Source organism: Kitasatospora sp. NPDC023118, from assembly GCF_055560875.1.
In genome coordinates this window covers 109,925-122,199 of the sequence record NZ_JBVHHW010000010.1, presented here as the reverse complement: position 1 = coordinate 122,199, position 12,275 = coordinate 109,925, and the positions used below count along the sequence as shown (strand labels likewise).

Sequence of the window (12,275 nt, the reverse complement as noted above, 5' to 3'; positions counted from 1 at the left end):
GGTAGCCGCGATCGTAACCCCTCTTCGTTTAAGTCTTGTACACCGGGATCCTCAAGGTGCGCTTCGAGAATTCGTAAGGTGAACAAGCAAATTGGGCGTTCCCGCCCTGGGCGTCGGTACGGCAGCTCAGGCCGGGGCCGAGAGCGACAGGCCGAACCGGCCCTCCGGGTCCGTCCACCAGTGGCTCAGCCGCAGCCCGGCCGCCGCCAGCTCCCCGGCCACCCGCTCCCGGCGGAACTTGGCCGACACCTCGGTGCGCAGTTCCTCGCCCCGGTCGAAGTGCACCGGCAGGTCCAGCGCCGGGATCTTCACGGTCTGCGAGCGAAGCGAGCGCAGCCGCATCTCGATCCACTCCTGCTCGGCGTCCCAGAGGGCGACGTGCTCGAAGGCGTCCGGGTCGAAGTCGGCGCCCAGCTCGCGGTTGAGCACGTTGAGCACGTTGCGGTTGAACTCGGCGGTCACCCCGGCGCTGTCGTCGTAGGCGGCGACCAGCACCGCCGGGTCCTTGACCAGGTCGGTGCCGAGCAGCAGGAAGTCGCCCGGGTCGAGGGCCGCGCGCAGGCGGCGCAGGAAGGCGGCCCGCTCCTGCGGCAGCAGGTTGCCGAGGGTGCCGCCGAGGAAGGCGACGAGGCGGGGGCCGCCGTCCGGGGGCAGGCCGAGCCGGGCGGTGAAGTCGGCCAGCACGCCGTGCACGGCCAGGCCGGGGTACTCGGCGGCGAGCGCGGCGCCGGCCAGGGTCAGCGCGCTCTCGCTGACGTCCACCGGGACGTAGGTCTCCAGGGTGCCGAGCGCACGCAGCGCGTCCAGCAGCAGCCGGGTCTTCTCGGAGGAGCCGGAGCCCAGCTCGACCAGGGTGTGGGCCCCGGTCGCGGCGGCGATCTCGCCGGCCCGGGCGGTCAGGATGGCCCGCTCGGCGCGGGTCGGGTAGTACTCGGGCAGCCGGGTGATCTCCTCGAACAGCTCGCTGCCCCGCGCGTCGTAGAACCACTTGGGCGGCAGCCACTTGGGTTCGGAGGTCAGGCCGTGCTGCACGTCCTGGCGCAGCGCGGTGCTGAAGTGGTCGGCGGGCAGCAGTCGGGTGAGATCGAAGGTGTCCATGACAGGGTGGTTCCTCTGTTCAGAAGATGAAGGGAGAGTAGAGGGTCAGTAGTGGCTGGGGAGCTGCCGGACGGTGACGCCCCGGGCGTCGGCCAGCAGCAGGGAGCCGTCCGGGACGGGCGTCCACCCCGGGTCGTCGTCGTACGGCTCGGAGGCCACCACCGTGCCGAGTCCCGGCAGGGTGCGGTGGTGCAGGGTGTCTCCCCAGGTGGTCGCGGCGATCGCGGTGCCGTCGGTGAGCAGCAGGTTGAGCCGCCCGGTGGTGTGCGCGGCGACGTCCGCGACGGTGCCCGCCAGTGCCTCGCCCGGGTCCGCGCCCCGGCGCAGCCGGTGCAGGGTGAGGGCCCACAGCAGGGCCGAGTCGGTGCGTGCCTCCAGCTCCAGCAGCTCGGCCGGCGGGAGCAGGGCGGCGAGCGCGTCCAGCTTGCCGGGCCAGCCGGTCACCGCGCCGTTGTGGCTGAACAGCCAGCGCCCGGCGGAGAACGGCGCGGCCGCGCTCTCGCCCGCCGCGCAGCCCTCGGTGGCGGAGCGGACGGCCGCCAGCAGCGCCCGGGTGCGGATCACCCGGGCGAGGTCGGCGAAGGTCGCGTCCGCCCAGATCGGCCCGGCCCGGCGGTAGCGCGCGGGCAGTTCGTCGCCGTCCGCGTACCAGCCGAGGCCGAAGCCGTCCACGTTGACCGTGCCGTGCCGCTGGGTCCGCGGCGCCCAGGACTGCCGGTACAGCGCGTACGGCGGGTGCACCAGCAGCTCCTGCGGTGCCAACGGTTCGCCCAGGTAGGCGAGGTGGCGACACATCAGGCCTCCTCCGGGCTGCGGGCGGTGCGGAAGCCGGAGAAGATCTGCCGCCGGACCGGGTAGTCCCAGTTGCGGAAGGTGCCGCGGCAGGCGACCGGCGCCACCGCGAAGCAGCCGCCGCGCAGCACCTTGTACTCGGGACCGAAGAAGACCTCGGAGTACTCCTGGTACGGCCAGGCTCGGAACCCCGGGTAGGGGCGGAAGTCGCTGGCCGTCCACTCCCACACGTCGCCCATCAACTGCCGTACGCCGTAGGGTGACTGGCCTTGGGGGTAGCTGCCCGCCGCGGCCGGGCGCAGATGGCGCTGGCCGAGGTTGGCGTGCTCGGGGCCGGGCGGGCCGTCGCCCCAGGGGTAGCGGCGGGAGCGGCCGGTGGCCGGGTCGTGCCGGGCCGCCTTCTCCCACTCGGCCTCGGTCGGCAGGCGCCGCCCGGCCCACCGGGCGTAGGCGTCCGCCTCGTACCAACTGACGTGCAGCACCGGCTCGTTCGGCGGGACGGGCTCGACCGTGCCGAAGCGGCGGCGAAGCCACTGGCCGTCCTGGCGCTTCCAGAACAGCGGGGCGGTCAGCTCGGCCCGGCGGCGGTGCTCCCAGCCCTCCGGGGTCCACCAGCGCGGGTCGTCGTAGCCGCCGTCCGCGATGAAGCGCTGGTAGGCGGCGTTGGTGACCGGGGTGGTGTCCAGGAAGTAGGCCGGCAGGTCGACGGCGTGCGTCGGGCGCTCGTTGTCCAGCGCCCACGGCTCGGTGTCCGTGCCCATGGTGAACGGGCCTGCCGGGATCAGGACTTCGGCGGGCAGGGTGGCCGCGTCGGCGGGCGCGGGCGGCGGCGGGGGAGCGGCCAGGGCGGGTTCGCCCTTGCGGAGCTGGTGGGTGATCAGCATCGTCTCGTCGTGCTGCTGCTCGTGCTGGGCGATCATCCCGAAGGCGAACCCGGCGTCCAGCAGCGGCGCGCCCTCCAGCGGGCTGGCCGCCAGCAGGTCCAGCACCCGGCCGCGCACCTCGTGGGCGTAGGCGCGGGCCTCGGCGGGCGGCAGCAGCGGCAGGCTGGGGCGCTCGGCGCGGGGGTGCTGGAAGGCGTCGTACAGCGGGTCGATCTCGGGGTGCATCGGGTCCCGGCCGCCGACGTTGCGCAGCAGCCAGAGCTCCTCCTGGTTGCCGATGTGCGCGAGGTCCCAGACCAGCGGGGACATCAACGGCGAGTGCTGGGCGGTGAGATCGGCGTCCTCGACGCAGTCGGTCAGCGCGGCGGTCCGGTCACGGGCGGCCAGCAGCTCGGCGGCGATGCTCTCGCGCAGCGCCTCGGTGCCCGTCCCCGGGTCGGCGGGCGGTCGGACGTCGGTCATGGTGCCTCCTCCGGCGGAGTGCGTCGGGTGCCGGAGCGCAGGGCGTCCAGCTGGTCGTCGGCCGGGCAGCGGCCGCGCGCGGGGTAGCGCTCGGCGAACTCGGCCACGGCGGTGCGCAGCCGACCGGCGCCGGGCAGGCGGCCCAGCGCGGCGTCGGCGGCGGCGAAGCAGGTGAGGGCGGCGCGGCGCAGCTCCGGGTCGGCGACGGCCAGCGTGGCGGCGCGGCGCCAGGCCTCGCTGCGGGGCGGGCGCGGGCCGGTCGCCCCCTCCCGCCGGTCGAAGGAGTCCAGCGGCTCCAGCGCGGCGAGCACGGCGTCGGCGGCCACCGGGTCGTCCAGCAGCGCGGTGACCAGAGCGGCGGGCACCACCCAGCCGTCACCGGGCTGGGCGTCGATCATCCGCAGCTCCAGGTGGCCGCGCGGGCGCACCGGCGGGAACAGCGTGGTGCAGTGGTAGTCCAAGTCGGCGAGCGTGGGCGGACGTTCGCCCGCGCCGCGGATCCAGTCCCGGAAGGTCAGTCCGGGCGAGGCCGTCCACGGCATGCCCTCCGGCCGTTGCACGCACAGGACCTCGGCGTCCAGCACGTACTGCGCCCAGGCCTCGCGCGGGTCGCCGTGGTCCGGCCCGGGGGCGAGGGTGCGGCTCGGGTCCATCCGGGACCAGACGGTCTGCCGGGTGGACCGGTGGCCGGTCGGCCTGCCGTCCAGCAGCGGGGAGTTGGCGAAGGCGGCGACCAGCACCGGGCCCAGCTGGTGGACCAGCTGCCAGCGCCGTTCCACCGTGTGCGGGCCGTCCGCGTCACCGGCGTCCAGGCACACCTGCACCGACGCGGTACCGGTCATCATGATCCGGCCCCACGGGCCGGCCGAGTCGAAGAAGCGCTCCATCGCGAGGTAGCGCGGGTGGTCCAGCACCATCCGCCGGGGGCGGGCCAGCGGGTCCGTCCCGGTACCGGTGAGGCGCAGGCCCTGCGCCGCGAAGGCGGCCCGCAGGGCGGTCAGATCGCGTCGGGTGTCGTCGACGCAGGCCACGAGGCCGGTGGCGGGCGGGGAGCTGAGCTCGACCTGTCCGCCGGGCTCGAGCGTGAGGCGCGAACCGGAGGGGAGCGAGGCGCCGTCCGGTCCGCCGAGGGGCAGTGACTCCAGTGCGGCGTGGAGCAGTTCGGGCCGAACGGGCCGGGTGGGACATCGGTCGTCGTGGACGAACCACTCGACCTCCACACCCACCAGGCGGGGCGGTCCGATCTTGAAACAGACGCCCGACACATGGCTGCGCGCCCCCGATTCGGTCAACGGGGTCACCCCCGGCGGGGGTGTGGGTGCGCTCTGCCGGTCGGGCGGAGTGGTACGGGACATCGGTATCACCGGACTCACCATCCTCGGGATCACGATTGCGGCCCGGTCTACCCTGCCCAGTCTGCTACGGAGCATGCGGGGCTGCTCCGCAAATATCGCGTGAATGTCCGTTTCCGCAGATCGGGGACGTGGCAATCGGGTGAATGCGGGGGTTCGGGGCGGGCTGTGCGCGGGGCGTGGGGCCGCCCTTGGCATGGGCACATGCCCGGGTCACAGGCGGTCCAGCCGGGCCAGGACGGCGTCCAGCACCGGGCTCGGCAGGGCGTAGTTCAGTCGCAGCGAGCCCGCGCCGCCGGGGCCGAAGTCGGCGCCGTCGGAGGCCTCCAGGGCGCAGCGCTCCAGCAGCGCCCGGCGGGCGGCCCCGGGCGGCAGGCCGAGGGCGGCGGCGTCCAGCCAGAGCAGGTAGGAAGCCTGCGGCGCCGAGCGGACGGCGGGGCCGAGTCGCTCGGTGAGCCGGGTGCGGGCGGCGGCGAGGTGGGCGAGCAGGGCGTCCAGCCACGGGCCGCCCTCGCGCAGCGCGGCGTGCTGCACGGTCTGCTCCAGCAGGCCGCCCTCCCAGAGGCCGTAGCCGGCCAGGGTGTCGGTGAAGCGGGAGCGCAGGGCGGGGTCGGGGACGAGGGCGAAGCTGCTGGGAATGCCGGAGCAGTTGAAGGTCTTGCCGACGGAGTTCAGGGTGACCACGCGGTGCCGGAGGGCCGGGTCGACGGTGGTGACGGCGACGGGGTGGGTGCGCCCGGGGTGGGTGAGGTCGCCGTGCACCTCGTCCGAGATGAGCAGCGCGTCCGCCTCGGCCGCCCGATCGGCGAGGGTACGCAGCTCGGCGGCGGGCCAGACCCGGGCGGAGGGGTTGTGCGGGCTGCTCAGCAGGACGGCGGCCGTTGGGGAGGGGAGCGGGCCGTCGGGGAGGTGGTAGCCGTCCGGCCCGAGGGGCAGCGGCAGCTCGCGGCAGGCGATCCCCGCTGCACGGCAGAGCTGGGCGAAGCCGGCCCACTCGGGGGTGGGGAGGAGGACGGACGCCTGCGGGCGGAGGGTGTCCAGCAGGAGGCGCAGCGCGGTGCGCGGACCGCAGGGGAGCAGCAGGACCCAGTCCGGGTCCACCGCCACGCCGTGCCGGGCGCGGTACCAGTCGGCGACCAGGCTCCGCCCGGCCGGGTCGCAGACCGTGTAGCCGTACGCGCGGTGGCGGGCGCGCCGCTCCAGGGCCTCGGCGATCGCGGGCGGGCCGGGCAGGTCCATGTCGGCCAGGCCCAGCGGGATCACCCCGGGGGCCTCGGCCCGGGCCCACTTGCTGCTGCCGGTGCCGGTGCGGTCGAAGGGGGTGTCGAAGGTGAAGGTGGGCTTGGGTGAACGGCGAACAGATGACGGATTTCGAAATCTGTTATCTGTTCGCTGAAATCTGTCGTCTGTCATCTGTTCGCCGCCCCCTCCGTGCCGGCACCCAGCTCGCCGGAGCCGCCCGGACCGGTGCCCGCCCCGCCGGGACCGCCATCCGCCAAGTACGCCGCGAGCCCCCGCCGCCCCCGGCGCATCATGACCGCGTGGTTGGCCCGGAACAGCGGGTGCAGCGGCAGGGCGAGGCGCCGCAGCAGGAGCTTGCCGGGCCGGGTGTCCTCCTCGAACAGCACCCGGCACCCCGCGCTGCCGGGCCCGTCCGGCCCGCTCGGCCGGTCCGGCGTGACCGTGAACCGCGACCACCCGTCGAGGTCGCCCCGCATCGCCGCCTCCAGCACCCCGGTGCCCGGGTCTCGCAGGGTCGCCTCCAGGTGGATCACCAGCCGGTACGGCAGCAGCGCGCGCACCACCACGTCCCCGGCGTCCTCGCCGGTCTGCCGGACCTCGCGGATCTCCGGCCACCACAGCGGGTAGCCCTGGACGTCCTCCAGCGCCGCGTACACCGCCGAGGCCGGTGCCGCGAGCCGCCACACGCCCTGGAAACGGTAGTGGTTGGGATCCACGCGCCCCACCCTAGCCGGGCTCGTGCCGCGGCACGGCGGAACGCCGGTGGACCGCCGCCGAGTTGGCGCCCGCCCCGCGAATCCCGTGTGCCCGGGCACCCCGCAACGGCCTCGAACGACGGGTAAACGCTCGACAAAGGGACACTTCGCGGGGAGGAGTGCATTCCGCTTGCAGCCGTTCGGGGTGCGGGGGAGGATCTTCCGTGCTTGTAGTCTCATCAGTCACGGCAGCATCCCCAGGCGCTGCACCCCCGGAACCGGAGTGAAGGAGTCACAGGCATGCGGCGACCGAGCTGGGTACCGGAGGACATGGACCTGGACAAACCGAACGCCGCGCGGGTCTACGACTACTACCTGGGGGGCTCGCACAACTTCGAGGTCGACCGGGAGATGGCCCGCAAGGCGATGTCCATGTGGCCCGAGCTGCCGCAGATCATGCGCTCCAACCGGGCCTTCCTGCGCCGCGCCGTGACCTTCCTCGCCGAGCGCGGCGTCACCCGCTTCCTGGACATCGGCTCCGGCATCCCCACCTTCGGCGCGGTGCACGAGATCGCCCGCGCGATCCGGCCCGAGGCCGAGGTCGTCTACGCGGACCGCGACCCGGTCGCCGTCGCGCACAGCCGCCTGCTGATGCAGGACGACCCGCGCAGCGCCGTGGTCCAGGCCGACCTGCGCGACGTCGAGGACCTGATGGCCCGCCCCGAGGTGACCGAACTGCTGTCCGCCGGTGAGCCGGTGGGCGTGCTGCTGGTGGCCGTCGCCCACTTCGTCAGCGACGACGAGGACCCCTGGAAGCTGGTCGGCGTGATCCGCGACGCGCTCCCCTCCGGCAGCGCGCTGGTCCTCTCGCACGCCTCCCTGGAGGCCCGGCCGGACCAGGCCGAGGACCACCAGAAGCTCTACCGGATGACCCCGACCCCGCTGACCATGCGCACCCGCGAGCAGGTCACCGCGATGTTCGCCGGCTTCGAACTGGTCGAGCCGGGCGTGGTCCACCTGCCGCAGTGGCGCCCGGACCAGCCGGACACGGTCGGCGAGCACCCCGAGCGGATCGCCGGGGTGGCGGGCGTGGGGTTCCGCCCTTGAGCCGTCGCGACGGGAGAGCAGCCGACGGCCGTACGCCCCGTGCGGCGGCCGCCGGGCCTCCCGCCGTGCGTACGACGGTCCGGCCTTCGAACACGACGCTCCGCAGAACCGGAGCCCTCGGATGAGCGGCACCACCCCGGTGAACGGCAGCGCCGAGCGGTTCCACGAGGACTGGGGCCGGCTGCTCTCCGCCGACCACGGCATCGCCGTCCACCCGGCTCTGCTCGGCCGCCTGGTCGCGCGCACCGCCGCGCTGCTGCACCGCGCCCAGGTGGAGGAGCCCTTCGAGCCCCGGCTGGCCGCCCAGGCGGGCGCCGAACTGGTCGACGCGCACTTCACCGACCCGGTCCTGCTCGCCCGCACGGTCGAACTGCTCCAGGCCCAGCCGATCGGTGACGACCGCGGCCCCGCGCTGACCGGCGCCTTCGCGGCCGGCTGGGCCAACGCCCTGCGCGAGCGCACCCTGCGCGAGCAGGAGGCCATCCGCACCGCCGCCGACGCCGCCCGCAAGGAGGCCGAGCGTGCGCTGCGCGCCTCCGAGGCCCGGTTCCGCGCCCTGTTCGAGAGCGCCGCTATCGGCATCGGCATCGGCGACACCGACGGCAACATCCTGGCGGTCAACAAGGCCCTGCAGGAGCTGTTCGGCGCCGGCCCGGCCGACATGATCGGCCGCCGGGTCGGCGACCTCGTCCACCCCGAGGACACCCCGGGCGTCTGGGAGGCCTACGAGGAGCTGATCAGCGGCAAGCGGGAGTACTTCCAGTTCGACAAGCCGTACTACCGCCAGGACGGGGAGGTGGTCTGGACCCACCTGACCGTCTCGCTGATCCGCGACGACGACGGCGTCCCGCAGTACCAGGTCGCGATGCTCGAGGACATCACCGACCGCTACCGCCTCCAGGAGCGGCTGCGTCACCAGGCCACCCACGACCCGCTGACCGGCCTGCCCAACCGCGCCGCCTTCTTCGAACGGCTGGAGAAGCTGTTCGAGGAGCCGGAGCCGGGCGCCCGGTTCGGCCTCTGCTACGTCGACCTCGACGGCTTCAAGGTGGTCAACGACAGCCTCGGCCACGACATGGGCGACCAGCTGCTGTCCGCCGTAGCCGCCCGGCTGAAGGCCGCCCTCACCCCGCTCGGCCACCTGGTGGCCCGGCTCGGCGGCGACGAGTTCGTCGTCCTGCTGGAGAACTGCCGCGGCGAGCAGGAGGCGGTGGCCGCCGCCAAGACCGTGCTCAAGGCGTTGGCCGGGCCGGTGCTGATCGGCGACCACAAGCTCGCCGTCGGCGCCAGCGTCGGCGTGCTGGAGCGGCGGGTGTCCACCACCACCCCCGGCGCCGCCGTCCGGGCCGCCGACCTCACGCTCTACCGCGCCAAGGAGGCCGGCCGCGGCCGCTGGACGCTGTTCGACCCCAAGGAGAACGCCCGCGCGGTCAGCCGCTACGCGGTGTCGGTGCGGATGCCGGCCGCCCTGGACCGCGGCGAGTTCTTCATCGACTACCAGCCGCTGTACAAGCTCGCCGACGGCCGGATGGCCGCCGTCGAGGCGCTGGTGCGCTGGCGGCACCCGCAGCTCGGCGTGCTCGGCCCGGACGAGTTCGTCACCACCGCCGAGGAGACCGGGCTGATCATGCCGCTCGGCCGCTGGGTGCTGGAACAGGCCTGCGGCCAGGCCGCCGACTGGATCAAGCAGTACGGCGACGCCGCCCCCCAGCTGAACGTCAACCTCGCGGTGCGGCAGGCGCGCAGCGCCGCACTGGTCACCGACCTCGGGCGGATCCTGGACAGCACCGGCCTGGACCCGGCCCGGCTGCAGCTGGAGATCACCGAGTCGACCGTGGTCGGCCCCGAGGACGAGGCGCTGCGCACCCTGCACGGCCTGGTCGACCTCGGCGTCTCGCTGGCCGTGGACGACTTCGGCACCGGCTGGTCCAACCTCGCCTACCTGCGTGACCTGCCGGTCTCCGGGCTGAAGATCGCCGGGTCCTTCGTCGGCGACCTGCACGACCCGGCGAAGGACGGCGCCACCGGGTGGCGGATCGTCAGCGGCCTGGTGTCGATGGCGCACGCCCTCGGACTGACCGTCACGGCCGAGGGCGTGGAGACCCGCAAGGACGCCGAGCGGCTGCGCACCATGGGCTGCGACTGGGCGCAGGGCTGGCACTTCGGCCGCCCGGTGCGGCCGGCCGAGATCGCCCGCCGGATCGTCGAGGAGCCGAAGGGGCGCCCCGTCGGGGAGCGCTGAGCCAGGCCGTGGTACCGGTGCCGTGCGGGTCCGGTCGCGGTGCGGAAACAGTTCCGGGAAGCGTTCCGGAAGCACCCGACACCCGTGCCCGGTATGCGGGATGATGACGCGTCAAGATCACCACCCGGCAGCGGTGCGCCCGTGGTCACGGCCCCGCACCGGCCCCGGGGCGCGGGGAGGGGAGCGCCAGCCATGGGCGCAACGGAGGACGCCGGTCCGGCCGACGGGGACCGACGCGGGGCGGCACCGGGAGGCGGCCCCGGACCGGGGGAGCTGCCGCGGACGGGCCGATCGGCCCGAACCGGAGGCCGGCGCACCGCGCCAGGGGCGGGTGGCCCGGCTGTGGCAGGGCCGGCGTCGTCGGCCACCGGTGGACTGGTCGGCCCGGCTGCGGCTCTGGTGGCCGTACGCCCGCACCATGCTGCCGCGCCGGGCGGGGGCGGTCGCGCTGCTGGTGATCGGGCTCGGGCTGCTGCTGTGGGCGGGGGCGGTGCTGCGCTACCCGGTCGAGGCCGGGCAGAAGCTGGACCTCTCGCCGGACCTGTTCGGCGGGCGGCTGCACCTGGCGGGTCGGCACGTTGCCGAGCAGGTGGCCGGCAAACTGGGCGCGGCCTTCGTCGCCGCCGCGGTGCTCGCCCTCTTCCCGGCGCGGGTCGGCTTCGGTACCGCGCTGCTGACCGGCGCGGGGGCCTTCGCGATCGGCTACCTGCGGCTCGGTCCGCCGATGACGGCCGTGGAGGCGCCGCAGCCGGTGGCCGACCGGGTGGTCATGTTCGAGGGCGGGATGGGGAGTTGGGCCGGGATCGCGGCGGTGGTGGCGATCGTGGTGGCCTTCGTGCTGATCGAGCGGGCGGCGAACCGGCTGCTGAAGCCCGCCCAGCAGGCCCGGCGGCGGGTCCGGGAGTCCTGGCGGGACCTCGACAGGCGGCCCGCGCGGGCCGCCGGGCACCCGATGCGGGCCGTTCCGGCGGCCGGGCGCTGGGGTGCGGGCGGTGCGGGCGGTGCGGGCGGTGCGGGAACGCGGGACCGGCTGCGGTTCGCGCTCGGGAGCACCAGGGTGCTGGTTCTGCTGCTGTGGGCGGCGGTCGAGGTGCGGCTCGCGGCCACCGGGGTGCACCGGACGCCGGACTCCTGGGGGACGGGGCAGACCGGCGCGGGGTACCAGGTCGGGTTCGTCATCCTGCTGCTGGCGGTGTCGCTGCTGACCACGCTCGGGACGCCGGCCACCGCGCGGGTCCTGTTCGTCTGCTGGATCCTCGGCACGCTGTTCCTAGGCGCCTGGCCCGGCGCGCTGGGGCCGGTCGAGGCGCTGCGGATACCGGTGTTCGAGGGGCTGTTCGGCGCGGTCGCGGGGGTGTGGGGGCACGGGGCCTTCTGGGCCGCCCTGCCGGTGGTGCTGCCGGTGGCGGCGTACGGGTGCTGCGGACGGTACGGGGGCGCGCGGGGGCGGGGTGAGGGCGGCTCTCAGCTGCCAGTTGCCAGCCGCCCGCCGTCAGCCCACGAGCCGGGAGAGCTCGATCGAGTGTCCGGTCCGCTCCACCTTCGCCTTCAGGTACCGGACGTTGCTCGCCGACAGGTGGACGCCGGTCGGCACCCGGTGACGGACGGTGATCCCGAGCTCGGCCAGCTGGGCGGCCTTGTCCGGGTTGTTGCTCAGCAGGTCGATGCCGGCGGCGCCGAGCGTGCCGAGCATCTGGGCGGCCGCGGTGTAGTCCCGGCCGTCCTCGGGCAGGCCGAGCGCGGTGTTGGCGTCGTAGGTGTCCATCCCGGAGTCCTGCAGGGCGTACGCGTCGAGCTTGTTGTACAGCCCGATGCCCCGGCCCTCCTGACGCAGGTAGAGCAGGTAGCCGCCGGCCTCGCTGATCCGTTCCGCCGACTCGCGCAGCTGCGGGCCGCAGTCGCAGCGGTCCGAGCCGAAGACGTCGCCGGTCAGGCACTCGGAGTGCAGCCGCACCAGCGGCGTCCCGCCGTCCGGGACCGTGCCGAGGGCGAGCGCCAGGTGCTCGGCGCCGTCGGCGAGGCCGTGGAAGGTGAAGACCTCCGCCTCGGCGCGGTAGCCGTCGGGGAAGGTCAGCGGGATGCGCACGCGCGAGCGCACCGTGGCGGCGCCGGGCTGAGGCATGGATGGGCCTCCGTCGATCGGGGGTGGACCGGGTTGGATCGCTCCGGCTCCGGATGGATCCGGGCGGATCGGATGTCGACCGTACTCTGCTGTTCCAATTTGAACAACTGAGTACTGCCGGTGACCGACCCGACTACGGAGGCGGACAACACCACACCCACCCTGCCTGTTCCCGTCAGGCGTTCCAGCATGTGGATGAGATGGAAGTCGAGGTGTGGACACTGCGAGACTTCGTCCCGTTTCCTGGGCACGGGAACGCCTCGCGCACGACCACCGACG

10 protein-coding genes are annotated in these 12,275 nt (G+C 74.4%); 2 read left to right on the top strand and 8 right to left on the bottom strand.

The annotated features are described in order from the left end of the window. Positions 1–126: 126 nt before the first annotated feature. The 6 genes from egtD to ACZ3UD_RS15285 all read right to left on the bottom strand — a co-directional run bounded on the left by egtD (position 127) and on the right by ACZ3UD_RS15285 (position 6,546). Entirely contained in the window at positions 127–1,098 is a 972-nt protein-coding gene (gene egtD, locus ACZ3UD_RS15310) for an L-histidine N(alpha)-methyltransferase (RefSeq protein ID WP_465586600.1), read from the bottom strand. A gap of 45 nt (positions 1,099–1,143) precedes the next feature. Beyond that, positions 1,144–1,893 carry an ergothioneine biosynthesis protein EgtC gene (gene egtC, locus ACZ3UD_RS15305; protein ID WP_465586597.1) on the bottom strand — a complete coding sequence of 250 codons (750 nt, stop codon included), beginning with the start codon at positions 1,891–1,893 and terminating at the stop codon, positions 1,144–1,146. Then, positions 1,893–3,236: an ergothioneine biosynthesis protein EgtB gene (egtB, locus tag ACZ3UD_RS15300; RefSeq protein ID WP_465586594.1), complete on the bottom strand. Its 1,344-nt coding sequence runs from the start codon at positions 3,234–3,236 to the stop codon at positions 1,893–1,895. The genes egtC and egtB overlap by 1 nt, the downstream gene beginning before the upstream one ends. Next, complete coding sequence (gene egtA, locus ACZ3UD_RS15295; protein ID WP_465586591.1) at positions 3,233–4,591, bottom strand: ergothioneine biosynthesis glutamate--cysteine ligase EgtA; 1,359 nt, start codon at positions 4,589–4,591, stop codon at positions 3,233–3,235. Before egtA ends, egtB begins: the two co-directional genes overlap by 4 nt. A 210-nt stretch (positions 4,592–4,801) precedes the next feature. After that, positions 4,802–6,001 (bottom strand): MalY/PatB family protein, encoded by a 1,200-nt coding sequence (locus ACZ3UD_RS15290; protein WP_465586588.1) that lies wholly within the window; start codon positions 5,999–6,001, stop codon positions 4,802–4,804. After that, a complete protein-coding gene (locus tag ACZ3UD_RS15285) occupies positions 5,998–6,546 on the bottom strand; it encodes an SRPBCC family protein (protein WP_465586585.1) in 549 nt (182 codons plus the stop codon). The genes ACZ3UD_RS15290 and ACZ3UD_RS15285 overlap by 4 nt, the downstream gene beginning before the upstream one ends. 279 nt (positions 6,547–6,825) lie before the next feature. On the opposite strand from ACZ3UD_RS15285, the gene ACZ3UD_RS15280 reads away from it, so the two are divergent. Then, positions 6,826–7,632 carry an SAM-dependent methyltransferase gene (locus tag ACZ3UD_RS15280; protein ID WP_465586582.1) on the top strand — a complete coding sequence of 269 codons (807 nt, stop codon included), beginning with the start codon at positions 6,826–6,828 and terminating at the stop codon, positions 7,630–7,632. Between the two features lie 121 nt (positions 7,633–7,753). Continuing rightward, positions 7,754–9,874: a putative bifunctional diguanylate cyclase/phosphodiesterase gene (locus ACZ3UD_RS15275; RefSeq protein WP_465586579.1), complete on the top strand. Its 2,121-nt coding sequence runs from the start codon at positions 7,754–7,756 to the stop codon at positions 9,872–9,874. Positions 9,875–10,576: 702 nt separating this feature from the next. Here ACZ3UD_RS15275 and ACZ3UD_RS15270 read toward each other — a convergent pair. Next, on the bottom strand, positions 10,577–11,137 hold the full coding sequence (locus ACZ3UD_RS15270) for a hypothetical protein (RefSeq protein WP_465586577.1): 561 nt from the start codon (positions 11,135–11,137) through the stop codon (positions 10,577–10,579). Between the two features lie 229 nt (positions 11,138–11,366). Next, the gene (locus ACZ3UD_RS15265; protein WP_465586574.1) at positions 11,367–11,996 is read right to left on the bottom strand and encodes a GTP cyclohydrolase II; all 630 of its coding nucleotides are present in this window, start codon (positions 11,994–11,996) and stop codon (positions 11,367–11,369) included. Positions 11,997–12,275 lie beyond the last annotated feature (279 nt).

Coding starts and splice junctions, on each gene's coding strand:
- egtB (WP_465586594.1), bottom strand. CDS start 3,236: ATGACCGACGTCCGACCGCCCGCCGACCCGGGGACGGGCACCGAGGCG.
- egtD (WP_465586600.1), bottom strand. CDS start 1,098: ATGGACACCTTCGATCTCACCCGACTGCTGCCCGCCGACCACTTCAGC.
- ACZ3UD_RS15290 (WP_465586588.1), bottom strand. CDS start 6,001: ATGACAGACGACAGATTTCAGCGAACAGATAACAGATTTCGAAATCCG.
- ACZ3UD_RS15280 (WP_465586582.1), top strand. CDS start 6,826: ATGCGGCGACCGAGCTGGGTACCGGAGGACATGGACCTGGACAAACCG.
- ACZ3UD_RS15265 (WP_465586574.1), bottom strand. CDS start 11,996: ATGCCTCAGCCCGGCGCCGCCACGGTGCGCTCGCGCGTGCGCATCCCG.
- egtC (WP_465586597.1), bottom strand. CDS start 1,893: ATGTGTCGCCACCTCGCCTACCTGGGCGAACCGTTGGCACCGCAGGAG.
- ACZ3UD_RS15275 (WP_465586579.1), top strand. CDS start 7,754: ATGAGCGGCACCACCCCGGTGAACGGCAGCGCCGAGCGGTTCCACGAG.
- egtA (WP_465586591.1), bottom strand. CDS start 4,591: ATGTCCCGTACCACTCCGCCCGACCGGCAGAGCGCACCCACACCCCCG.